This is a genomic window from Ramlibacter sp., assembly GCF_050250995.1.
In the GTDB taxonomy this organism is placed as follows: Bacteria; Pseudomonadota; Gammaproteobacteria; order Burkholderiales; family Burkholderiaceae_C; genus Ramlibacter.
Genome location: NZ_JBFWNP010000007.1, coordinates 98,794 through 121,917, shown reverse-complemented (window position 1 = coordinate 121,917; position 23,124 = coordinate 98,794). Strand labels below are relative to the sequence as shown.

24 protein-coding genes are annotated in these 23,124 nt (G+C 66.8%); 22 read left to right on the top strand and 2 right to left on the bottom strand.

Annotation, left to right across the window (positions count from 1 at the left end; all coding sequences use genetic code 11):
* Positions 1–82 precede the first annotated feature (82 nt).
* Positions 83–304, bottom strand: a complete 222-nt coding sequence (locus AB7E83_RS08335; RefSeq protein ID WP_428567677.1) for a hypothetical protein — start codon at positions 302–304, stop codon at positions 83–85.
* A 177-nt stretch (positions 305–481) separates the two neighbouring features.
* Here AB7E83_RS08335 and rpsB point away from each other — a divergent pair, with 177 nt between their 5' ends.
* The 22 genes from rpsB to AB7E83_RS08225 all read left to right on the top strand — a co-directional run bounded on the left by rpsB (position 482) and on the right by AB7E83_RS08225 (position 22,661).
* Entirely contained in the window at positions 482–1,234 is a 753-nt protein-coding gene (gene rpsB / locus AB7E83_RS08330; protein WP_428567674.1) for a 30S ribosomal protein S2, read from the top strand.
* A 100-nt stretch (positions 1,235–1,334) separates the two neighbouring features.
* Positions 1,335–2,225, top strand: a complete 891-nt coding sequence (tsf, locus tag AB7E83_RS08325) for a translation elongation factor Ts (protein WP_428567671.1) — start codon at positions 1,335–1,337, stop codon at positions 2,223–2,225.
* 46 nt (positions 2,226–2,271) lie between these two features.
* Complete coding sequence (gene pyrH / locus AB7E83_RS08320; protein ID WP_428567668.1) at positions 2,272–2,991, top strand: UMP kinase; 720 nt, start codon at positions 2,272–2,274, stop codon at positions 2,989–2,991.
* 23 nt (positions 2,992–3,014) lie between these two features.
* Positions 3,015–3,587 carry a ribosome recycling factor gene (gene frr, locus AB7E83_RS08315; RefSeq protein ID WP_428567666.1) on the top strand — a complete coding sequence of 191 codons (573 nt, stop codon included), beginning with the start codon at positions 3,015–3,017 and terminating at the stop codon, positions 3,585–3,587.
* Between the two features lies 1 nt (position 3,588).
* Positions 3,589–4,311 (top strand): polyprenyl diphosphate synthase, encoded by a 723-nt coding sequence (gene uppS, locus AB7E83_RS08310; protein WP_428567663.1) that lies wholly within the window; start codon positions 3,589–3,591, stop codon positions 4,309–4,311.
* Positions 4,312–4,330: 19 nt separating this feature from the next.
* Positions 4,331–5,185: a phosphatidate cytidylyltransferase gene (locus AB7E83_RS08305; protein WP_428567661.1), complete on the top strand. Its 855-nt coding sequence runs from the start codon at positions 4,331–4,333 to the stop codon at positions 5,183–5,185.
* 14 nt (positions 5,186–5,199) lie between these two features.
* A complete protein-coding gene (gene ispC, locus AB7E83_RS08300; RefSeq protein ID WP_428567659.1) occupies positions 5,200–6,402 on the top strand; it encodes a 1-deoxy-D-xylulose-5-phosphate reductoisomerase in 1,203 nt (400 codons plus the stop codon).
* Positions 6,403–6,412: 10 nt separating this feature from the next.
* Positions 6,413–7,849, top strand: coding sequence for an RIP metalloprotease RseP (rseP, locus tag AB7E83_RS08295; protein WP_428567657.1), 1,437 nt, complete (start codon positions 6,413–6,415; stop codon positions 7,847–7,849).
* Positions 7,850–7,877: 28 nt separating this feature from the next.
* Positions 7,878–10,172, top strand: coding sequence for an outer membrane protein assembly factor BamA (gene bamA, locus AB7E83_RS08290; protein WP_428567654.1), 2,295 nt, complete (start codon positions 7,878–7,880; stop codon positions 10,170–10,172).
* Positions 10,172–10,681: an OmpH family outer membrane protein gene (locus tag AB7E83_RS08285; RefSeq protein WP_428567651.1), complete on the top strand. Its 510-nt coding sequence runs from the start codon at positions 10,172–10,174 to the stop codon at positions 10,679–10,681. The genes bamA and AB7E83_RS08285 overlap by 1 nt, the downstream gene beginning before the upstream one ends.
* 4 nt (positions 10,682–10,685) lie before the next feature.
* Positions 10,686–11,651 (top strand): UDP-3-O-(3-hydroxymyristoyl)glucosamine N-acyltransferase, encoded by a 966-nt coding sequence (gene lpxD, locus AB7E83_RS08280; RefSeq protein ID WP_428567695.1) that lies wholly within the window; start codon positions 10,686–10,688, stop codon positions 11,649–11,651.
* Positions 11,648–12,088 carry a 3-hydroxyacyl-ACP dehydratase FabZ gene (gene fabZ, locus AB7E83_RS08275; RefSeq protein ID WP_428567648.1) on the top strand — a complete coding sequence of 147 codons (441 nt, stop codon included), beginning with the start codon at positions 11,648–11,650 and terminating at the stop codon, positions 12,086–12,088. The genes lpxD and fabZ overlap by 4 nt, the downstream gene beginning before the upstream one ends.
* 13 nt (positions 12,089–12,101) lie before the next feature.
* Complete coding sequence (lpxA, locus tag AB7E83_RS08270) at positions 12,102–12,896, top strand: acyl-ACP--UDP-N-acetylglucosamine O-acyltransferase (protein ID WP_428567645.1); 795 nt, start codon at positions 12,102–12,104, stop codon at positions 12,894–12,896.
* 106 nt (positions 12,897–13,002) lie between these two features.
* Positions 13,003–14,160 carry a lipid-A-disaccharide synthase gene (gene lpxB / locus AB7E83_RS08265; RefSeq protein WP_428567642.1) on the top strand — a complete coding sequence of 386 codons (1,158 nt, stop codon included), beginning with the start codon at positions 13,003–13,005 and terminating at the stop codon, positions 14,158–14,160.
* The gene (rnhB, locus tag AB7E83_RS08260) at positions 14,111–14,821 is read left to right on the top strand and encodes a ribonuclease HII (RefSeq protein ID WP_428567639.1); all 711 of its coding nucleotides are present in this window, start codon (positions 14,111–14,113) and stop codon (positions 14,819–14,821) included. Before lpxB ends, rnhB begins: the two co-directional genes overlap by 50 nt.
* Positions 14,818–15,594, top strand: a complete 777-nt coding sequence (locus tag AB7E83_RS08255; RefSeq protein ID WP_428567636.1) for a TrmH family RNA methyltransferase — start codon at positions 14,818–14,820, stop codon at positions 15,592–15,594. Before rnhB ends, AB7E83_RS08255 begins: the two co-directional genes overlap by 4 nt.
* Before the next feature lie 126 nt (positions 15,595–15,720).
* A complete protein-coding gene (gene carA / locus AB7E83_RS08250; RefSeq protein ID WP_428567633.1) occupies positions 15,721–16,890 on the top strand; it encodes a glutamine-hydrolyzing carbamoyl-phosphate synthase small subunit in 1,170 nt (389 codons plus the stop codon).
* A 17-nt stretch (positions 16,891–16,907) separates the two neighbouring features.
* Positions 16,908–18,050 carry an AAA family ATPase gene (locus AB7E83_RS08245; protein ID WP_428567631.1) on the top strand — a complete coding sequence of 381 codons (1,143 nt, stop codon included), beginning with the start codon at positions 16,908–16,910 and terminating at the stop codon, positions 18,048–18,050.
* A complete protein-coding gene (locus AB7E83_RS08240) occupies positions 18,043–18,450 on the top strand; it encodes a type II toxin-antitoxin system VapC family toxin (protein ID WP_428567629.1) in 408 nt (135 codons plus the stop codon). The genes AB7E83_RS08245 and AB7E83_RS08240 overlap by 8 nt, the downstream gene beginning before the upstream one ends.
* A gap of 5 nt (positions 18,451–18,455) precedes the next feature.
* The gene (gene carB, locus AB7E83_RS08235; RefSeq protein WP_428567626.1) at positions 18,456–21,701 is read left to right on the top strand and encodes a carbamoyl-phosphate synthase large subunit; all 3,246 of its coding nucleotides are present in this window, start codon (positions 18,456–18,458) and stop codon (positions 21,699–21,701) included.
* A 67-nt stretch (positions 21,702–21,768) separates the two neighbouring features.
* Positions 21,769–22,245 (top strand): transcription elongation factor GreA, encoded by a 477-nt coding sequence (greA, locus tag AB7E83_RS08230; protein WP_428567624.1) that lies wholly within the window; start codon positions 21,769–21,771, stop codon positions 22,243–22,245.
* A 5-nt stretch (positions 22,246–22,250) separates the two neighbouring features.
* Entirely contained in the window at positions 22,251–22,661 is a 411-nt protein-coding gene (locus AB7E83_RS08225; RefSeq protein ID WP_428567692.1) for a DUF4149 domain-containing protein, read from the top strand.
* Here AB7E83_RS08225 and AB7E83_RS08220 read toward each other — a convergent pair.
* Positions 22,633–23,106, bottom strand: a complete 474-nt coding sequence (locus AB7E83_RS08220) for a YhbY family RNA-binding protein (RefSeq protein WP_428567621.1) — start codon at positions 23,104–23,106, stop codon at positions 22,633–22,635. The two genes, AB7E83_RS08225 and AB7E83_RS08220, sit on opposite strands and share 29 nt — an antisense overlap.
* Positions 23,107–23,124: the final 18 nt, after the last annotated feature.

The window sequence follows — 23,124 nt, the reverse complement described above, 5'->3', positions numbered from 1 at the left end:
CGACTGCCCACCATCACGGCGGAACGTTGCCCGCGATCACGATGGAACGCTGCCCGCCATCGCGTGGAATGGGTGCCCGCGATCAGTGGAATAGGCACTTGACCGACACGGCCAGCCCGCCCAGGGGCATCGACGCCACAGCCGGCGACGACGCCACCGCGCGCGCCGCCTCGAAGTGCGTCTTCAGGAAGGCGTGCCGGCAGGCCGGGGCCTGCGCCGCGTCGATCGAGCGCTCGAGTTCGGCGGCCGCGGTGGAGGCGCGGCCGCGCAGCCGCTCGCGAGTGGCGTGGAGGTCTTCGGGCATGGCGGTGGGAGAGCGGCCGCGAGGGGCCGGTGTTATACTCTTTGGGTTCTGCCGGGTGGCTTCCACGCTGCTCGACGGCAGAGCAAAAAACGCGAATCCGCTCCAACAAGGTGTCTCACGGTGTTTCCACCGTGTGATTTCGAAGCGGATTTTAGACCCAACCTTCGGAAAGTTCTCATGCCCGCAACCATGCGCGAAATGCTGGAAGCCGGTGTCCATTTCGGACACCAGACGCGCTTCTGGAATCCCAAGATGGCCCCGTTCATCTTCGGCCACCGCAACAAGATCCACATCATCAACCTCGAGAAGACGTTGCCGATGTTCAACGACGCGATGAAGTTCGCGCGTCAGCTGGCCAGCAATCGCGGCACCATCCTCATGGTCGGCACCAAGCGCCAGGCCCGCGAGCTCGTCTCGGGCGAAGCCCAGCGCGCCGGCATGCCCTTCGTCGACCAGCGCTGGCTCGGCGGCATGCTGACCAACTTCAAGACGGTCAAGACCTCGCTGAAGCGCCTGAAGGAAATGAAGGCGCAGCAGGAAGCCGGACTCGACGCCATGTCCAAGAAAGAGCAGCTCATGTTCCAGCGCGAGCTCGACAAGCTCGAAAAGGACATCGGCGGCATCCAGGACATGAACACGCTGCCCGATGCGCTGTTCGTCATCGACGTCGGCTATCACAAGATCGCCATCGCCGAGGCGAAGAAGCTCGGCATCCCGATCATCGGCGTCGTGGACTCCAACCACTCGCCCGAAGGCATCGACTACGTCATTCCCGGCAACGACGACTCCTCCAAGGCCGTGACGCTTTATGCCCGCGGCATGGCCGACGCCATCCTCGAAGGCAAGTCGAATGCGGTCAGCGACGTGCAGCGCGCCGTGACCGAAGGCAGCGACGAATTCGTCGAAGTCCAGGAAAACGCCGGCGCCTGACCGACCGAGCCGGCCCGGCAGCGAAGAGGGGGCTTTCGAGCCCCCTTCGCACAACCGGAACCCACCGAACACAACCGTATTCAAGACAAGAGGTAATCGAATGGCTGCAATCACCGCAAGCATGGTCGCCGAGCTCCGCGCCAAGACCGACGCGCCGATGATGGAGTGCAAGAAGGCCCTGACCGAAGCCGAGGGCAACATGGAGCGCGCCGAGGAAATCCTGCGCGTGAAGCTGGGCAACAAGGCGGGCAAGGCCGCCTCGCGCGTGACCGCCGAGGGCGTGGTCGCCGCGTACCGCGACGGCAATGTCGGCTCCCTGATCGAAGTGAACTGCGAGACCGACTTCGTCACGAAGAACGACAGCTTCGTGCAGCTCGCCCAGGCCGCCGCCGAGCTGGTCGCGAAGAACGACCCGGCGGATATCGCCGCGCTGTCCGCGCTGCCTTATTCGCAGGACGGCTTCGGCCCGACGCTCGAAGACGTGCGCAAGGGCCTCATCGGCAAGATCGGCGAGAACATGAGCTTCCGCCGCTTCAAGCGCTTCTCGGGCGACCACCAGCTTGCGCACTACCTGCACGGCTCGCGCATCGGCGTGGTCGTCGAGTTCCAGGGCGACGAAACCGCCGCCAAGGACGTCGCGATGCACGTGGCGGCCATGAAGCCCGTGTCGCTCTCCTCGGCCGACGTGCCGGCGAACCTGATCGAAAAAGAGCGTTCGATTGCGCAACAGAAAGCAGCCGAATCGGGCAAGCCGGCCGAGATCGTCTCCAAGATGGTCGAGGGATCGGTGCAGAAGTACCTGAAGGAGGTGTCGCTGCTGAACCAGTCCTTCGTGAAGAACGACAAGCAGACGGTGGAAGCCATGCTCAAGGGCGCGAACACGTCCGTGAAAGGCTTCACGCTGTACGTGGTCGGCGAAGGCATCGAGAAGAAGGTCGACGATTTCGCCGCCGAAGTGGCCGCGCAGGTCGCCGCCGCCAAGCAGGGTTGAAGCGGGGCTAAACTCTCTCGCCGACGCAACCCCGAAAGACCCGTACATGCCAGCCCCAACCGCCCATAAGCGAATCCTGCTCAAGCTTTCGGGCGAGGCGCTGATGGGCGACGATGCATTCGGCATCAACCGCGCCACGATCGTGCGCATGGTCGAGGAAGTGGCCGAGGTCGTGAACATGGGCGTGGAGGTTGCCGTCGTCATCGGCGGCGGCAACATCTTCCGCGGGGTGGCGGGCGGCGCCGTCGGCATGGACCGCGCGACCGCCGACTACATGGGCATGCTGGCTACCGTGATGAACGCCCTGGCCCTCGCCGATGCGATGGACAAGCAGGGCCTGGTGGCCCGCGTCATGTCCGCGATCAACATCGAGCAGGTCGTCGAGCCGTATGTCCGCCCCAAGGCGCTGCAGTACCTCGAAGAGGGCAAGGTCGTCATCTTCGCGGCCGGCACCGGCAACCCGTTTTTCACCACCGACACCGCGGCCGCGCTGCGCGGCGCCGAGATCGGCGCGCAGCTCGTGCTCAAGGCGACCAAGGTCGACGGCGTCTATTCGGCCGACCCCGCCAAGGATCCGTCGGCCACCCGCTACACGAAAATCAGCTTCGACGAGGCGATGAGCCGCAACCTGGGCATCATGGATGCGACCGCGTTCGCGCTGTGCCGCGACCAGAAGCTGCCGATCAAGGTGTTCTCCATCTTCAAGCACGGCGCGCTGCTGCGCGTGGTGCAGGGCGAAGACGAGGGCACCCTGGTCTACGCCTGACAGCGAAGCAAGAGGAGAAGACCATGGCCCAAGCCGCCACCATCGCCGAGATCAAGTCGCAGACGCAGACGAAGATGGACCAGTCCATCGCGGCGCTCAAGAACACGCTCGGCAAGATCCGAACCGGCCGCGCCAATCCCGGCCTGCTCGACACCGTCCACGTTGACTACTACGGCTCGCAAGTGCCGATCGGCCAGGTCGCCAACGTGTCGCTGCTCGATGCGCGAACGCTTTCCGTCCAGCCCTACGAGAAGGGCCTGGCCGCCAAGATCGAGAAGGCCATTCGCGACAGCGACCTCGGCGTGAATCCCGCGTCGATGGGCGACCTGATCCGCGTGCCCATGCCGCCGATGAGCGAGGAGCGCCGCCGCGACATGACCAAGGTCGTGCGCCACGAAGGCGAGAACGCCAAGGTCGCCATCCGCAACCTGCGCCGCGACGCGAACGAGCACGTGAAGAAGCTGGTGAAGGACAAGTCCGCGTCCGAGGACGAGCAGAAGCGCGCCGAGGGCGAGATCCAGAAGTTCACGGACAAGCACATCAACGACATCGATGCCCTGATTCACGCCAAGGAGCAGGAGATCATGGCAGTTTGAGATGGCCACGATTCCCCAGCACATCGCCATCGTGATGGATGGCAACGGCCGGTGGGCCACGCGGCGCTATCTGCCGCGGGTCGCGGGCCACAAGCGGGGCGTCGACGCGTTGCGCAACTGCGTGCGGCACTGCGGCGACATCGGGGTCAAGGTGCTGACGGTCTTCGCGTTCTCGTCCGAGAACTGGAACCGCCCGCCGGAGGAGGTCTCCGGCCTCATGGAGCTGTTCGCGCTCGCGCTGGGCCGCGAGGTCCCGCAACTGCAGGCCGAAGGCGTGCGAATCCACTTCGTCGGCGACCGCTCGACGCTCTCCGAGAAGATGCGCGCGGGGCTGGAGCAGGCCGAGAAGGCGACCGCCGGCAACACGCGCCTCGTCTTCAACATCTGCTTCAACTACGGCGGCCGGTGGGACATCGCGCAGGCCGCGGCGAAACTCGCGCAGGCGGGCGCGCCCATCACCGAGATGAACCTCGACCGCGCGATGGCGCTCGCGCACGTTCCCGATCCCGACCTGCTCATCCGCACCGGCGGAGAGCAGCGCATCAGCAACTTCCTGCTCTGGCAGTCGGCGTACACCGAACTCTATTTCACGGACAAGCTGTGGCCCGAGTTCGACGCGGCCGCCATCGACGAGGCCATCGCGGACTACGCGCTCCGCGAGCGCCGCTTCGGCCGAACCTCCGAGCAGATTGCGCCCGAGGCGCCCGTCAAGAAGGCCGCGTGAGAACGCGGAGCGCAGCCCCATGCTGAAGCAGCGCATCGTCACCGCCATCGTCCTGCTGGCCATCCTGCTGCCGGCGCTCTTCTGGCGCACGCCGGTGCCCTTCCTGTTCGTGACGCTCGTGCTCATGGCCGCGGCGGGCTGGGAGTGGGGCAAGCTCAACGGATATGCGCAGGGGCCGAGCCTCGCGCTCGGCGCGCTGCTGTTCGCGGCCTGTATCGGTGCGTGGGCGCTCGACTGGACCGGGCGGCCCTCGGCCATCCTGTGGACCGTCGTCGGCGCCGCCTGGGTGCTGGGCGGCGCATTTCTGCTGAAGAAGGGCGTGGCCGGCTGGCCGACCGTTCCCAAGCCCGTGCGCCTGGTCGGCGGACTGCTCGCCCTGTGGGCCGCCTGGCTCGCCGTCGCGCAGGCGCGCGTCGTCGGCGTCAACTTCCTGCTTTCGATCCTCGTGCTCGTGTGGGTGGCCGACGTGTCCGCGTATTTCGCGGGCCGCGCGTTCGGCCTGAAGTTCACGAAGAACAAGCTCGCGCCCTCCATCAGCCCCGGCAAGAGCTGGGAAGGCGTGTGGGGCGGCATGGCCGGCGTGGTCGTGCTCGCGGTGGCGTGGGTGTTCGCCGATGCGTCCTCGCAGGCGGCGGTGCCCAGCGTCTATACGCGGCTCGCGCAGGTCGGCTGGCCGGTGCTCGCGCTTGCGGTCGTGTTCCTCGCCGCGATGAGCGTGGTGGGTGATCTCGCGGAATCCCTCGTCAAGCGCAGCGCGGGCGCGAAGGATTCGAGCCAGTTGCTGCCCGGCCATGGCGGCGTGCTCGACCGGGTCGACGCGCTGCTGCCCACGTTGCCGCTCGCCATGATGCTGGCCAGCATCACGGCCCGCTAGCCTCCCTGTCCAGAATGAAACAACGCCTCACCGTCCTGGGCTCCACCGGTTCGGTCGGAACCAGCACGCTCGACGTCGTCGCGCGCCACCCGGACCGCTTCGAGGTTTTCGCGCTGAGCGCGGCAAAGCAGGTCGACGCGATGCTCGCCCAGTGCGCGCGGTTCCGCCCGCGCTTCGCCGCCATGGCGCACGAGCCGGCGGCGCGGGAGCTGGCGTCGAAGCTCGAGGCGAACGGCCTCCCCACGCGCGTGCTGACGTCGCCGGGTGCGCTGGAGACGCTGGCATCGCACGACGAGACCGATGCCGTGATGGCCGCCATCGTCGGCGCGGCCGGGCTGTCGTCCTGCCTGGCCGCGGCGCGCGCCGGCAAGAAGCTGCTGCTGGCCAACAAGGAGGCGCTGGTCGTCGGCGCCGAGCTGTTCATGGACGCCGTGAAGCAGGGCGGCGCGCGCCTCCTGCCGATCGACAGCGAGCACTCGGCGATCTTCCAGTCGCTGCCCGAGGACGCGTCGACCTGGGATGCGCGCGTCGAGAAGATCATCCTCACCGCGTCCGGCGGGCCGTTCCGCACGCGCGAGCCGGCGTCGCTGCGCGACGTGACGCCCGAGCAGGCCTGCGCGCATCCCAACTGGGTGATGGGCCGCAAGATCTCGGTGGACTCCGCGACGATGATGAACAAGGCGCTCGAGGTCATCGAAGCGCATCACCTGTTCGGCATGCCGCCGCAGCGGCTCGAGGTGGTGATTCATCCGCAGAGCGTCATCCACTCGATGGTGCAGTACCGCGATGCGTCGGTGGTCGCCCAGTTGGGCACGCCCGACATGCGCGTGCCCATCGCCTACGGTCTGGCGTGGCCGGACCGGGTCGCGTCCGGCGCGGCGGCCCTCGACTTCTCGGCGCTGGCCGACATGACGTTCGAGTCGTTCGACAGCCGCGGCCACCGCGATCGTTTCCCGGGGCTGCAGCTCGCATGGGACAGCCTGCGCGCACCGCCCGGCACCACGGCGGTGCTGAATGCGGCCAACGAGGTCGCGGTCGAGGCATTCCTCGCCGGGCGAATCCGCTTCGACCAGATCCATGCCGTGAATGCGAGTACGCTCGCGTCCGTGACACCCACGCCGCCCCGAAGCCTCGACGACCTGCTCGCGCTCGACGACGAGTCGCGCCGCGCGGCCGAGGCCGTGGTGCGCAAGCTCCCGGATTCCGGCGCCCCTTGAGGAGCCCTCCATGCTCACCCTTGTCGCCTTCATCATCGCGATCGGCCTGCTGATCGCCATCCACGAGTACGGCCACTACCGCGTGGCGGTCGCCTGCGGGGTGCGCGTGCATCGCTTCGGCATCGCGACCTTCCCCGTGACGGTGCCGGGGCCGGACGCGTCGTTCATGCACCGCTTCTTCTACGCCATCACGAAGCCGGTGTGGGAATGGCAGCCGAAGCGCCAGCATCCGGGCCAGCAGACCGTGTTCGCCATCGGCCTGTTCCCGGTGGCCGGCTACGTGCAGCTGATGGGCCAGGACCCGGGCGAGCGGGTCGACGCCACCGACGACAGGTGGTCGTTCGCGAAGAAGTCCGTGTGGGCGCGCATCGCCATCGTGGCGGCGGGGCCCGTCGCCAACCTGCTGCTCGCGGTCGTTCTCTATGCCGGCGTCAACTGGTACGGCATGCAGGAGCCGAAGGCGATGCTGGCGAGCCCCGTGCCCGCGTCGGTCGCCGCCAAGGCCGGCCTGCGCGGCGGCGAACTCGTCGAACGCGCGGCCTTCGAAGGCGAGGTCCTGCAGGACGTGCGGTCGTTCGAGGACCTGCGCTGGCTGCTCACGCGCGGCGCGCTCGACGGGCGCGACGTGCGCCTCGCGCTCGGTCGCGGCAGCCCCGGCGGAGTCCGTGAAGTGCTGCTGCCGCTGTCCGAGGTCCCGGCCAGGGATGCGGACGCGCAGCTCTTCCGCCGGATCGGCATCGTCGCGCCGTGGACGAAGCCCACGTTGGGCGACGTCATGACCGGCGGCGCGGCGGCGCGCGCGGGCCTGCGCAAGGGCGATCTGGTGCGCACGGTCGCGGGACGCGAGGTCGTCGACGGCCACCAGCTGCGCGAGGCGATCCGCGCGCAGGTGCAGGGCGGACGGGGCGTGCGCGGGACCTGGAAGATCGAACGCGACGGGCGTTCGATGGAGCTCGAGGTCACGCCCGACGCGGTGACCGACGCCGGGGCCACCATCGGCCGCATCGGCGCCTTCGTCGGCGCGCCGCCCGAGTTCGTCACCGTGCGGCGCGGACCCATCGACGGGCTGTGGGCGGGGGTCGTGAAGACCTGGGAAGTGTCGGAGCTCACGCTGCGCATGCTGGGCCGCATGGTGATCGGCCAGGCGTCGCTCAAGAACCTGAGCGGCCCCCTCACGATCGCCGACTACGCGGGCAAGTCCGCCAGCCTCGGCCTCATTCAGTACGTCCTGTTCCTTGCCCTCATCAGCGTGAGCCTGGGGGTGCTGAACCTGCTGCCGCTGCCCGTCTTGGACGGGGGACACCTGATGTATTATCTTTGGGAGGTGGTCACGGGCAAGACCGTGCCGGACGCCTGGATGGAGCGGCTTCAGCGCGGAGGAGTGGCACTGCTCCTGGTGATGATGTCGATCGCCCTGTTCAACGACGTCACCCGTCTCTTTGGTTAACCGCGAACGCGCGGCCCTGACGAATTCAATGAAGAAACATTTCAAGCGCTTCCGCGTTCGCACCGTTTCGGCCGTGGTGGCGATGGCTTTCGTGGCCAACGCCTGGGCGGTCGATCCCTTCACGGTGCGCGACATCCGGGTCGAGGGCCTGCAGCGCGTCGAGCCGGGCACCATCTTCGCGTCGCTGCCGTTCCGCGTGGGCGACCAGTACAACGACGAGAAGGGTTCCGCGGCGATCCGCGCGCTGTTCGCGCTCGGCCTGTTCAAGGACGTCCGCCTCGAGGTCGCGGGCGACGTGCTCGTGGTGATCGTCGAGGAGCGGCCCACCGTCGCCGAAGTCGATTTCTCGGGCACGAAGGAGTTCGACAAGGACACGCTCAAGAAGGCGCTGCGCGAGATCGGCCTCACCGAGGGCCGGCCCTACGACCAGGCGCTGGCCGACCGGGCCGAGCAGGAACTGAAGCGCCAGTACATCAACCGCAGCCTGTACGCCGCGGAGGTGCAGACGACCGTCACCCCGATCGAGCGCAACCGGGTCAACCTGAACTTCACGGTCAGCGAGGGCGAGCCGGCGCGCATCCGCGACATCCGCGTCGTCGGCGCGCGCGCCTTTCCCGAATCCACGCTCAAGGGCCTGTTCGACCTCGACACGGGCGGCTGGCTCTCCTGGTACACGAAGTCCGACCGCTACTCGCGCGCCAAGCTCAACGCCGACCAGGAGACGCTGCGCTCCTACTACCTCAACCGCGGCTTCCTCGAGTTCCGCATCGATTCGACCCAGGTCGCGATCTCGCCGAACAAGCAGGACATCGGCATCACGATCAACATCACCGAAGGCGAGCGCTACGTGGTGAGCGGCGTGAAGCTCGAGGGCAACTTCCTCGGCAAGGACGAGGAGTTCAAGTCGCTCGTTAAGATCAAGCCGGGCGAGCCGTACAACGCCGACCAGGTGGCCGAGACGGCCAAGGCCTTCACCGACTACTTCGGCAACTTCGGCTACGCCTTCGCCCAGGTCGAGGCGCGGCCCGAGATCGACCGGGCCACCGGCCGCGTGGCCTTCACCATCGTCGCCGACCCGTCGCGCCGCGCCTACGTGCGCCGGATCAACGTCGCCGGCAACAACCGCACGCGCGACGAAGTGATCCGCCGCGAGTTCCGCCAGTTCGAGTCGAGCTGGTACGACGGCGAGAAGATCAAGCTCTCGCGCGACCGCGTCGACCGCCTGGGCTATTTCCGCGAGGTCAACGTCGAGACGACCGACGTCCCGGGCGCGCCCGACCAGGTCGACCTGAACATCACCGTCGCCGAGAAGCCCACCGGCAGCCTGCAGTTGGGCGCCGGTTTCTCCAGCGCGGAAAAGCTCGCGTTCTCGGTGGCCGTGAAGCAGGAGAACGCCTTCGGCTCCGGCAACTACCTCGGCCTGGAGGTGAACACCAGCAAGTACAACCGGACGATGGTGTTCAACTCGGTCAACCCGTACTTCACGCCCGACGGTATCTCGCGCGCATTCGACGTCTACCACCGCACCCAGCGGCCGTACGACGACCAGGGCGGCAACTATTCGCTCGTGACCTCGGGCGCAAGCATGCGCTTCGGCATTCCGTTCAGCGAACTCGATACGGTTTACTTCGGCGGCGGCGCGGAGCGCATCGAGATTCGCCCGGGCACGCAGATCCCGGCCTCCTACCTGCAATACGCGCAGCGATTCGGCTATACGAGCACGAGCGTGCCGCTCACGCTCGCCTGGACGCGCGACAACCGCGACAGCGCGCTCGTACCCAACAACGGCCGGCTTCAGCGCCTGTCGGGCGAGCTCGGCGTGGCCGGCGATGCGCGCTACGTGCGCGGCAACTACCAGTACCAGCAGTACATCCCGCTCAATCGCCAGTTCACGGTCGCCTTCAACGGCGAGCTCGGCTGGGGCAAGGGCCTGTCGGGCCGGCCGTTCCCGGTGTTCAAGAATTTCTACTCGGGCGGCCTCGGCTCGGTGCGCGGCTTCGAGCAGGGCACCCTGGGCCCGCGCGACGTGACCGGCTCCACCATCGGCGGGCCGAGGAAGATCACGCTGAACGCCGAGGTGATCTCGCCGTTCCCCGGCGCGGGCAACGACCGCACGCTGCGCGTCTTCGGCTTCGCCGACGTCGGCAACGTGTTCGGCGAGAACGAGAAGGTGTCCGTGTCGGACCTGCGAGCGTCGGTCGGCGTGGGCCTCTCCTGGGTTTCGCCGATCGGGCCGCTGCGCATCGCCATCGCCCAGCCCGTCCGCAAATTCGCTGGGGATAAAATCCAGCGGATTCAATTCCAGATCGGAACCTCCTTCTGATGAAGTACCTGCGCCGCCTCTCGCCCTTCCTGTTGATGAGCGCCCTTGCGCTCGGCGGCGTCGCGCATGCCCAGGATTTCCGCGTCGGCTTCGTCAACACCGACCGGATCTTCCGCGAGGCCACGACGGCCAAGGCCGCGCAAGCCAAGCTGGAGCAGGAGTTCGCCAGGCGCGAGAAGGAGCTCAACGAACTGGGCGGCAGCCTCAAGGCGGCGGGCGAGCGCTTCGAGCGCGAGGCGCCCACGCTGTCGGAAAGCCAGCGCCTCGCGCGGCAAAAGCAGCTGGGCGACCAGGAACGCGATTTCCAGCGCAAGCGCCGCGAGTTCCAGGAAGACCTGAACGCGCGCAAGAACGAAGAGCTGCAGCAGGTGCTGGAGCGCGCGAACCGTGTCGTGAAGTCGGTCGCCGAAGCCGAGAAATACGACCTCATCCTGCAGGAAGCCGTCTACATCAACCCAAAGCACGACATCACCGACAAGGTGATCCGGGCCCTCAACTCGGCCCGTTGAGGCCATCGTGCTGACCCTCGGCTCCATCGTCGCGGAACTCGGCGGGGAGCTCCGGGGAGACCTGTCGTCCGCCGTGCAGCGTCTTGCGCCGCTCGAATCGGCGGGGCCGGACGAGCTCAGCTTCCTCAGCAATCCGAAATTTCGCCACCAGCTCGCGACCACGCGCGCGGGCTGCATCGTCGTCGGGCCGGCGCTGGCCGGCGAGGCGGGTGCGCGCGGCGCGTGCATCGTCGTCGACGACCCTTATCTCTATTTCGCGCGTCTCACCCAGTTGTGGAAACGCAGCCACGCCAGGGAGGACGGACCACGCATTCATCCCAGTGCCGTCGTGCATCCCGAGGCTTTCGTCGATGCCACGGCGCGGATCGGTCCGCTCTGCGTGATCGAGCGCGGCGCGCGGATCGGCCCGGATACCGAACTCAAGGCGCGAGTCACCGTGTCCGAGGACTGCGTGGTCGGCGCGCGCTGCGTCGTGCAGTCGGGCGCGGTGATCGGCGGCGACGGCTTCGGCTTCGCGCCGCACGACGGCGCCTGGGTCCGGATCGAGCAGCTCGGCGCCGTGCGAATCGGCGACGATGTCGACATCGGCGCGAACACCTGCATCGACCGAGGCGCGCTCGCCGACACCATCGTCGAGGACGGCGTGAAGCTCGACAACCTGATCCAGGTCGGCCACAACTGCCGCATCGGCAGGCACACGGCCATCGCGGGCTGCGTCGGCATCGCGGGCAGCGCCAATATCGGCGCGCACTGCACCATCGGCGGCGCGGCGATGATCCTCGGGCACCTCACGCTCGCCGACCGCGTGAACATCTCGGCCGGCTCCTTCGTCGCGCGCTCCATCCTCAAGCCGGGGCACTACACGGGCATCTTTCCCATCGACGACAATGCGTCCTGGGAAAAAAACGCCGCCACGCTGCGGCAGCTCTACACTTTGCGCGAGCGAATCAAGGCTCTAGAAAAACGATGATGGACATCCACGAGATCCTCAAGCAGCTGCCGCACCGCTACCCCATCCTGCTGGTGGACCGCGTGCTTTCCATCGAAACGGGCAAGAGCATCAAGGCGCTGAAGAACGTGACGATCAACGAGCCGTTCTTTCCCGGCCATTTTCCGCACCGGCCCGTGATGCCGGGCGTGCTGATGCTGGAGGCGATGGCGCAGACGGCCGCGTTGCTCTCGTTCGCGACGATGGGCGTCACGCCCGACGAGAAGACGGTCTACTACTTCGCCGGCATCGACGCCGCGCGTTTCAAGCGCCCGGTGGAGCCGGGCGACCAGCTCGTCATGGACGTCGAGCTGCTGCGCTCCAAGGCCGGTATCTACAAGTTCAAGGGCACGGCGTCGGTGGGCAACGACATCGCATGCGAAGCCGAGCTCATGTGCACGATGCGCAGGCTGCCCTGAGAGGGCGCTGACGGTGACCCAGGTCCATCCCACGGCGATCATCGACCCGAAGGCGGAACTCGATTCGTCCGTGACGGTCGGGCCGTATTCGATCATCGGGCCGCACGTGAGGATCGGCGCGGGATCGCAGGTGGCATCGCACTGCGTGATCGAGGGCCACACCACGATCGGCCGCGACAACCGCATCTTCCAGTTCGTCTCGCTCGGCTCGATCAACCAGGACAAGAAGTACAAGGGCGAGCCCTGCGAGCTCGTGATCGGCGACCGCAACACGATCCGCGAGTACAGCACGTATCACATCGGCACGGCCCAGGGCGGCGGCATCACGCGCCTGGGCGACGACAACTGGATGATGGCGTACACGCACCTCGCGCACGACTGCATCGTGGGCAGCAACACCATCTTCGCCAACAACGCGCAGATCGCCGGACACGTGGTCGTGGGCGACTGGGTGATTCTCGGCGCCTACACCTGCGTTCACCAGTTCGTGCGCATCGGCGCGCACGGCATGACCGGAATGGGCACCGTGCTGCTGGCCGACCAGCCGCCTTTCGTGATGAGCGAAGGGCAGCCGGCGGCGGCACGGTCGATGAACTACGAGGGCCTGCGCCGCCGTGGCTTTTCGGCGGCGCGCGTGAGCGCGGTGAAGGCGATGCACAAGGCGCTGTACCGCGAGGGATTGACCTTGGACGATGCCGTTTCGCGCATTCGTGCATTGGGCGACGCGACGCCGGAGGTCGCGGGCGACGCCGCCATGATGGCCGAATTCCTGGCGAAGACGCCGGCGCAGCGTGGCATCGTGCGGTAATGACTCCCCCCCGAAGCGCCTGCGGCGCCTCCCCCTCCAGGGGGCGCACCCAGCGGCCCGGCAAAGCCGGTTCCGCGGGTGCCCGCGAAGGCGCCTGGCTTCGGCAATGACTTTTACGTTCGCCATGGTCGCGGGCGAGGCGTCCGGCGACCTGCTGGCGGGTCTGCTCCTCGACGGCATGCGCGCCCGCTGGCCGCAGATGCAGTCCCACGGCATCGGCGGCCCGCTCATGGCGAAGCGCGGCTTCGACGTCTGGTGGCCGCACGACAAACTCGCGGTGCGCGGCTACGTGGAGGTGCTGAAGCACTACCGCGAGATCGTCGGGATCCGAAACGCACTGCGGGAAAAGCTGCTCGCGAATCCGCCCTCGGTTTTCATCGGCGTCGACGCGCCCGATTTCAACCTCGATCTCGAAGCCGCCCTCAAGGCGCGAGGCATCCCCACGGTGCATTTCGTCTGCCCGTCGATCTGGGCCTGGCGCGCCGAGCGCATCCACAAGATCAAGGCGAGTTGCGACCACGTGCTGTGCATCTTTCCCTTCGAGCCTGCGCTGCTGGCGAAGCACGGAATCGCCGCGACCTACGTGGGCCATCCCGTCGCCAACGTGATCCCGATGGCGCCCGACCGCGCGGGTGCGCGGCGCGCGCTCGGCCTGAAGGAGGAGGGCGAAGTCATCGCCATCCTTCCCGGCAGCCGCGCCGCGGAAATCCAGTATCTCGCCGACCGGTTCTTCGCCGCATCGGCGATCGTGGCGAAGGAGAGGCCAAGCGCCACCTTCATCGTCCCGGCGGTCCCGCAACTGAAGGATCGCATCGAAGCCGCCGCCGCACGCGCGGGCCTCGGCGAGCGGATGCGGGTGTACGGCGGCCAGTCGCACGCGGTCATGGCGGCCTGCGATCTCGCGCTCGTCGCGAGCGGCACCGCGACGCTCGAAATGGCGCTTTTCAAGCGGCCGATGGTGATCGCCTACGCGATGAACTGGCTGTCCTGGCGCATCCACCGCAGCAAGCAGTTGCAGCCCTGGGTCGGCCTGCCCAACATCCTGTGCGAGGACTTTGTCGTGCCGGAGTTGCTGCAAGGCGACGCCAATCCCGAGTCGCTCGCGCGGGCCCTCTTGGAGTGGCTCCGCGCTCCTGACAGAATGGCGGCCGTACAAGAGAAATTCGGCGCGTTGCACGAACGGCTGCGCCGCGACACCACGAAGCTGGCGACCGATGCCATCGAAAAAGTTATCGAGCAGGCCGCCGCGCCAGGCGCGGCTTGACTGGTTCCCCGACGGCCTGCTGGCCGGCGTGGACGAAGCCGGCCGCGGCCCGCTCGCCGGCCCCGTCGTCGCCGCGGCCGTCATCCTCGACGACAGCAAGCGCATCCGCGGCCTGAACGATTCCAAGCAGCTCACGGCGCTGCAGCGCGACCGGCTGTTCGACCAGATCCGCGAGAAGGCGCTGTGCTGCTCGGTCGGCGAGGCGAGCGTCGACGAAATCGACTCGATCAACATCCTGCAGGCCACCATGCTCGCGATGAAGCGCGCGGTCGAGGGCCTGCGCCTGAAGCCCGGCAAGGTGCTCGTCGACGGCAACCGGCTGCCGAAGATCGACGTGTTCTGCGAAGCCATCGTCGGCGGCGATGCGCTGGTGAAGTCGATTTCGGCCGCCTCCATCGTCGCCAAGGTCACGCGCGACCGCATGCTGCAGCAGTTGCACGATGAGTTTCCGCAGTACGGCTTCGCCTCGCACAAGGGCTACGGCACGCGAGAGCACCTGGAAGCGCTGCGCGTGCATGGGCCCTGTGCCCACCACCGCAAGTATTTCGCGCCCGTTGCAATGCGCGTGATGATGGGCGAGGGCGCGCTCGACGGCTTCGACACGGCGCGAACAAGCGACGTGCGCGCCCCCGGCGTGGCCTTCGGCGCGGCTGCGCCGTGACCGCCCCCGCCGTCCAGCACGTCACCTCGCGCGACAACCCGCTGCTGAAGGATCTGCGCAAGCTGGCGCAGGACAGCACGGCCTACCGCAAGCGAGGCAGGGTGTGGCTGGAGGGGGACCACCTCGGACGCGCTGCCATCCTGCGCGGCGTGCGCCCGGCCATCGTCGTGATCGCGGAGTCGGCATGGCCGCGGTTTTCCGGCGAGTTCGAGCATGCCGCCGCGCGGGCGGTTGTGGTCGCCGATGCCTTGTTCTCCACGCTCAGCGGCCTCGAATCGCCGGCGCCCATCGGCTTCGTGCTGGATCTCCCCGCGCCAGGGGAAGTGGCGCCTGAAACTGCAACCGTCGTGCTCGACGGCCTCCAGGACGCGGGCAACGTGGGCGCGATCCTGCGCTCGGCGGCCGCATTCGGTTTCCCGCAGGTGATCGCGCTGAAAGGCACGGCCGCGCTCTGGAGTCCGAAGGTGCTGCGCGCCGGCATGGGCGCGCATTTCGGCCTGCGACTGATCGAGGGCGCGCAGGCTGCCACGGTGGCCGGCCTGAAGATTCCCCTGATCGCCACGAGTTCGCATCGTGGAGATTTCCTGCACCGCACCGAATTGCCGTCTCCCTGTGCCTGGTTGCTGGGCCATGAGGGCCACGGCGTATCGGCCGAACTCGCCGCGCTTGCCACGATGCACGTGCGCATCGCGCAGCCGGGCGGAGAAGAGTCCCTGAACGTCGCTGCGGCGGCGGCCATCTGCCTGCATGCCAGCGCGAGTCACGGGCTATAATCAAGGGCTTTCCCGCAAACCCCGTACGCCTAGCGCAGCCCGCCGCCACTCCCCCGACAAAAGCAACACCGAGAGTCCGCTTTCGGTCCGCGTTTGGGCGTACCCGTCACCACTACGGAGAACCCAGTGCTTTCGTCGCTCCAAGGCGCATTGCCGCCCGCCCTCCTGGCGCTCGCAGACGGCACGGTCTTCATCGGCAACTCGATCGGAGCCGCCGGCTCCACGACCGGCGAAGTCGTGTTCAACACGGCGCTCACCGGCTATCAGGAAATCCTGACGGACCCGAGTTACAGCCGGCAGATCGTCACGCTCACCTATCCGCACATCGGCAACTACGGCGTCAACAGCGAAGACGTCGAAGCTTCCCGGGTGCATGCCGCCGGCCTCGTCATCCGCGACCTGCCGCTCGTCGCCTCGAATTTCCGGGCCGACATGACGCTGCAGCAGTACCTGCAGCTCGAGAACACGGTGGGCATCGCCAACATCGACACGCGCAAGCTCACCCGCATCCTCCGATCGAAGGGCGCGCAGAACGGGTGCATCCGGGCGCTGAAGGACGGCGAGGCGATCACCCCCGCGATCGTCGACGAAGCCGTGGCCGCCGCGCGCGCCGTGCATTCGATGGCCGGACTCGACCTTGCGAAGGAAGTCACGGTCGCCCAGTCGTACGACTGGGACCAGACCGAGTGGGAGCTCGGCGAGGGCTGCGGCGCGCTGGCGAGCCCCAGGTACCACGTGGTCGCCTTCGACTATGGCGTGAAGAAGAACATCCTGCGCATGCTGGCCGAGCGCGGCTGCAAGGTGACCGTGGTCCCCGCGAAGACGCCGGCCGCGGAGGTGAGGAAGCTCCAGCCCGACGGCGTCTTCCTCTCCAACGGCCCCGGCGACCCCGAGCCCTGCGACTACGCCATCGAGGCGACGCGCGAGCTGATCGAAGACGGCTACCCGACCTTCGGCATCTGCCTGGGCCACCAGATCATGGCGCTGGCGTCCGGCGCGAAGACGTTCAAGATGAAGTTCGGCCACCACGGCGCGAACCATCCGGTGAAGGACCTCGACTCCGGCCGCGTGAGCATCACGAGCCAGAACCACGGCTTCGCCGTCGACGAGAAGACGCTGCCCGCGAACCTGCGGCCCACGCACGTGAGCCTGTTCGACGGCACGCTGCAGGGCCTGGCGCGCACCGACAAGCCCGCGTTCTGCTTCCAGGGGCATCCCGAGGCGTCGCCCGGGCCGCACGACATCGGCTATCTGTTCGACCGGTTCACTGATCTAATGGATAAATCGGGAAAGTGAACCGGAAGGATCGCATCGTGTTCAAGCGAATCGAGATCATCGGACTTCGCGGCGTGGGGCGCGTCGAGCTTTCTCTGGTCGAGCATGCCCGCGTCTGCACACTCTTCGGGACCAATGGAGTTGGAAAGACGAAGTGCCTTGAGGCGCTTTACCAATTTTTTCTCCTGTCCAATAGCCAGTTCGTAAGCGAGCAGCACGGTGCGCAGATCAGGGAATCTTTCCCGGTGATGCAGTCCGTGATTGTTGACGGCTTCTCTCTATCGATCCCGGATACGCCCAAGCTGAAGTTGGATCAGTCATGGACTTGGAGTCCAAGGCCACTCGAAGCAACGCAAGAGCAGTTTCCTGTCGTTTTTCTGGGAGCGGCGAACCGGTCTTCGGTTGTGAGTGAGCGCGATGCGCCGGATATGCTGGGGACCTTTTCCTCGCGGCGTCGCGCGTATTTCGCTTCGATCATCAATCAGATGAACGATGGACAGCATTCCAGCATTGGAATGTCGGAAGACGTTAGTCGCTGGTTCGTGCTGCGAGCGCAATCCGCGAACCCCTATCAGGAGTCCGCGGACAACCGTCAGGTCGAGGTGAACGCCGTACTGTCGATGCTCAATGCGATCGATCCCCGTATCGACAAGGCCTTTCTCCAGATCGACGGCTCCGGAGCGGTCGCACTCCGGGTCGATGGTCAGGTGCGGAGACTCGGTGAACTCAGTTCCGGTTTCGCCTCCCTCGTGAAGCTCGTCCAGGCAATCATTGCCGGCTACTCTTACTTTACGAATGAAGTCAACCTGCGTGACGTGAGAGGCATCGTTCTCATCGACGAGATCGAGAGCCATTTGCATGTTGGCTGGCAGGCGCATGTGGTCGGCAGGCTGAAGGAACTTCTGCCGAACACGTTCTTCTTCATCGCCACGCACTCTCCGCTGGTGCTCGCGAGACTCGCCGAAGGAGAGGCCTATCTGCTCGAGAAGGACGCGGACGGGGTGGTCAGGTCCCAGGTCATCGACTCGCCCAACAAGCGCGCCTTCGTCGACGTCTTGCAGAGTGGGCTTGGGGTGGATCTGAACGCGCTGAAGCTCCAGTCGCTGGAAGCCGACGACCAGAGCGCGGCCAAGAAAGCCATGCTGGAGTTCCTGAACCGCAAGGGGAGCGCAAGTGCCTAGGGCGATTCTGCTTGATGCCAACGTCCTGATCGGCGCTTTCGATGGCGACGAAGACAACCCTGCTCATATGGCCGCGAAAGATCAGGTCGAAGCGCTGCTCCGCGAGCCCGACGTGAGGCTCGTGCTGACGCCCCTGATTCGCTACGAAGTCCTCAGAGGTTGCCGCACACGCGCGCCCGAAGACCTCAACGCACTTCTGAACGACTTCGACGAACTGGATGTGAGCGGCCTCGATGCGGTCCGTGCCGCCGAGATCTTCCGGATTGCGAAAAAGGCAGGCAAGTCTTTCGACAAGCACCAGTTCGACGTCTTCCACGTGGTCTGCGCCGAGCGGCACCAACTCGAACCTCTCTCCGCCGACGGCGATTTCACAAAAATCATGGCACTCGCTGCCCAGTAAGACAGATGCCCAAGCGCACAGACATCAAAAGCATCCTCATCATCGGCGCCGGCCCGATCGTCATCGGCCAGGCGTGCGAGTTCGACTACTCCGGCGTGCAGGCCTGCAAGGCGCTGCGCGAAGAGGGCTACAAGGTCGTCCTGATCAACAGCAACCCCGCGACGATCATGACCGACCCGGCCACCGCCGACGTCACCTACATCGAGCCCATCACCTGGCAGACGGTCGAGAAGATCATCGCCAAGGAGCGGCCCGACGCGATCCTGCCGACCATGGGCGGGCAGACCGCGCTCAACTGCGCGCTCGACCTCTGGCGCAACGGCGTGCTGCACAAGTACAAGTGCGAACTGATCGGCGCGACGCCCGAGGCCATCGACAAGGCCGAGGACCGCCAGAAGTTCAAGGAAGCCATGACGCGCATCGGCCTCGGCTCGGCGCGCTCGGGCATCGCGCACACGATGGACGAGGCCTGGGCCGTTCAGAAGACCGTGGGCTTTCCCACCGTCATCCGCCCGAGCTTCACGCTCGGCGGCACGGGCGGCGGCATCGCCTACAACGCCGAGGAGTTCGAGACCATCTGCAAGCGCGGCATCGAAGCCTCGCCCACCAACGAGCTGCTGATCGAGGAGTCGCTGCTCGGCTGGAAGGAGTACGAGATGGAGGTGGTGCGCGACAAGAAGGACAACTGCATCATCGTCTGCTCCATCGAGAACCTCGACCCGATGGGCGTCCACACGGGCGACTCCATCACCGTCGCGCCGGCGCAGACGCTGACCGACAAGGAATACCAGATCATGCGCAACGCCTCGCTGGCGGTGCTGCGCGAGATCGGCGTGGACACGGGCGGCTCCAACGTGCAGTTCTCGATCAACCCGCAGGACGGGCGCATGATCGTGATCGAGATGAATCCCCGCGTGTCGCGTTCGTCCGCGCTCGCGTCGAAGGCGACCGGCTTTCCCATCGCCAAGGTCGCGGCCAAGCTCGCCGTGGGCTACACGCTGGACGAACTGCGCAACGACATCACGGGCGGCGCGACGCCGGCCTCGTTCGAGCCCTCCATCGACTACGTCGTCACGAAGATCCCGCGCTTCGCGTTCGAGAAGTTCAAGGATGCCAACGACCGGCTCACCACCCAGATGAAGTCCGTCGGTGAGGTCATGGCCATGGGCCGCACCTTCCAGGAGAGCTTCCAGAAGGCGCTGCGCGGACTCGAAGTCGGCGTGGACGGCATGAACGAGAAGACGCAGGACCGCGAGGTGCTCGAAAAGGAACTGGGCGAGCCCGGCCCCGAGCGCATCTGGTACGTGGGCGACGCGTTCGCGATGGGCCTCACGGTCGACGAGGTGTACGCCCTCACGAAGATCGACAAGTGGTTCCTCGTGCAGATCGAGGAGATCGTGAAGATCGAGCTCGACATCGACAGGCTGGCCGCCGAGAAGGGCGAGGACGCCCTGGCAAGCCTCGACGAGCCGACGCTGCGCGCACTCAAGCGCAAGGGCTTCTCCGACCGCCGGCTCGCCAAGCTGCTCAAGACCACCGACAAGGCCGTGCGCGAACGGCGCAAGGCGCTGAACGTGCGCCCGGTGTACAAGCGCGTGGACACCTGCGCGGCCGAGTTCGCGACCGATACCGCCTACATGTACTCGACCTACGAGGACGAGTGCGAGGCCGAGCCGACGAACCGCAAGAAGATCATCGTGCTCGGCGGCGGACCCAACCGCATCGGCCAGGGCATCGAGTTCGACTACTGCTGCGTGCATGCCGCGCTCGCGCTGCGCGAGGACGGCTACGAGACCATCATGGTCAACTGCAACCCCGAGACCGTGTCGACCGACTACGACACCTCGGACCGGCTGTACTTCGAGCCGCTGACGCTCGAGGACGTGCTGGAGATCGTCGACAAGGAAAAGCCCAGCGGCGTGATCGTGCAGTACGGCGGCCAGACGCCGCTGAAGCTGGCGCTCGGCCTCGAGGCCGAGGGCGTGCCGATCATCGGCACTTCCCCCGACATGATCGATGCGGCCGAGGACCGCGAGCGCTTCCAGAAGCTGCTGCACGAACTCGGCCTGCGCCAGCCGCCCAACGCGACCGCGCGCACCGAGCCCGAGGCGCTGGAGAAGGCGCAGGCGCTCGGCTATCCGCTCGTCGTGCGTCCCAGCTACGTGCTCGGCGGCCGCGCGATGGAGATCGTGCACGAGCAGCGCGACCTCGAACGCTACATGCGCGAGGCGGTGAAGGTCTCGAACGATTCTCCCGTGCTGCTCGACCGCTTCCTCAACGATGCGGTGGAGTGCGACGTCGACTGCATCTCCGACGGCCACCGGGTGTTCATCGGCGGCGTGATGGAGCACATCGAACAGGCCGGCGTGCATTCGGGCGACTCCGCGTGTTCGCTGCCGCCGTATTCGCTGTCGAAGGCGACGGTCGACGAGCTCAAGCGCCAGACCGCCGCGATGGCGAAGGCGCTGAAGGTCGTGGGCCTCATGAACGTGCAGTTCGCGATCCAGGAGAAGGACGGCCAGGACGTCATCTTCGTGCTCGAGGTGAACCCGCGGGCCTCGCGCACCGTCCCCTACGTCAGCAAGGCCACCGGCATCCAGCTCGCGAAGGTCGCGGCGCGCTGCATGGTGGGCATGTCGCTCGACCAGCAGGGCATCCACGCCGAGGTGACGCCGCCTTACTTCAGCGTGAAGGAGGCCGTGTTTCCCTTCGTGAAGTTCCCCGGCGTCGACACCATCCTCGGCCCGGAGATGAAGTCGACCGGCGAAGTGATGGGCGTGGGCAAGACCTTCGGCGAGGCGTTCGTGAAGAGCCAGATGGGCGCGGGCACCCGGCTGCCCAACCCCGCCGACGGCAAGGCGTTCCTGACGGTGAAGAACAACGACAAGCCGCGCGCCGTGGGCGTGGCGCGTGAACTCGCGGCCATGGGCTTCGAGATCGTCGCCACCAAGGGCACGGCTGCCGCCATCAACGCCGCGGGCATCAAATGCACGCCGGTGAACAAGGTGACCGAGGGCCGGCCGCACGTGGTCGACATGATCAAGAACAACGAGATCTGCCTGGTGATCAACACGGTCGAGGAGCGCCGCAACGCGATCGCCGATTCCCGCGCGATCCGCACCTCGTCGCTGCTCGCGCGGGTGACGACCTTTACGACCATCGCGGGGGCCGAAGCGGCCGTCGAGGGCATGAAGGCGATGGCGAACCTCGACGTGATCTCCGTCCAGGAGATGCACGCGCAACTCGCCTAGAATAGAGGCATGGAAGAACAACCGCCGGCCGCAGTGGCCGGCGGTTTGCTTTGTGGAGAGACAAATCATGGCGACGATTCCCATCACCACGCGCGGGGCCGAGAAGCTCAAGGCTGAACTGCATCGCCTGAAGACCGTCGACCGTCCCGCCGTCATCACGGCCATCGCCGAAGCGCGCGCACAGGGCGACCTGTCCGAGAACGCCGAGTATGACGCCGCGAAGGACCGCCAGGGCTTCATCGAAGGCCGCATCCGCGAGGTCGAGAGCAAGCTCGCGGCCGCGCACGTCATCGACCCGGCCAGCGTGAACGCGGGCGGCAAGGTCGTGTTCGGCGCGACGGTCGAGCTGGAGGACGAGGATTCCGGCGCGAAGGTGCGCTACCAGATCGTCGGCGAGGACGAGGCCGACCTGAAGCTGGGCCTGATCAACATCTCCAGCCCCATCGCCCGTGCGCTGATCGGCAAGGAAGAGGGCGACACGGTGGAGGTGCAGGCGCCCGGCGGCGTGAAGCACTACGAGATCGTCGGCGTCAGCTACGTGTGAACGTGCTGCGCGCGCGCCTCCCCCTTTTCGCCGCGGCGCTGTGGTGGGGCAGCCTCACGGCCATCGGGTTCCTGGCGGTGCCGCTGCTGTTCGCGAATGCGTCGAGCCCGGCCGTGGCCGGGCAGCTCGCGGCGAAGTTGTTCTCCGGGCAGACCTGGATGTCGCTGGGATGCGGCTTCGTGCTGCTGATGGCGAACCGGGAGCGGCCCGACGCCGCCGTGCTCGCCGGCATGCTTCTGGCACTGCTCGTCGAATTCGCGGTCGCACCGCGGATCGTCGCGCGGCAGAACCTCGCGCTGTGGCACGGGGTTGGGAGTGCGATGTATCTCGCGCAGTGGGTTTGCGCGTTTGCCGTCTTGTGGAAGTGCGCCGCGGAACGCGCCAGGTTCAACCCTGCAGCTTCTTCACCGACTTGAGTTTCGGCTTCGCCCGCTTGACCTTGCCGCCCGACGTCAGCCGCTCGTTGCCGAGCACCGTGACGCGCTTGACTTCCGGCCGCTGCCCTCCGCGCGAGCTGTTCTTCACCACCTTGAAGTCGCGCGGGCCGCGCTTGCGATCCTCGTCGGCTTCGGGTTTCTCCTTCTTCGGCTTCGGCCGCCACAGCACGAAGAGCTTGCCGATGTGCTGGATGGGTGCGGCGTTCAGCTCGTCGGCGAGCTGCAGGTACAGCGCCTCGCGCGCCGCGCGATCGTCGCCATGGACCCTGACCTTGATCAGGCCGTGGGCATCGAGCGCATGATCGGCCTCTTTCCGCACGGCGGGCGTGAGGCCGTCGTTGCCGATCATGACCACGGGGTCGAGGTGGTGGGCTTCGGCGCGGTGGACCTTGCGCTCGGCAATGGTCAGTTGAATGGCGGGCATCCCTCTATTATCGGTATT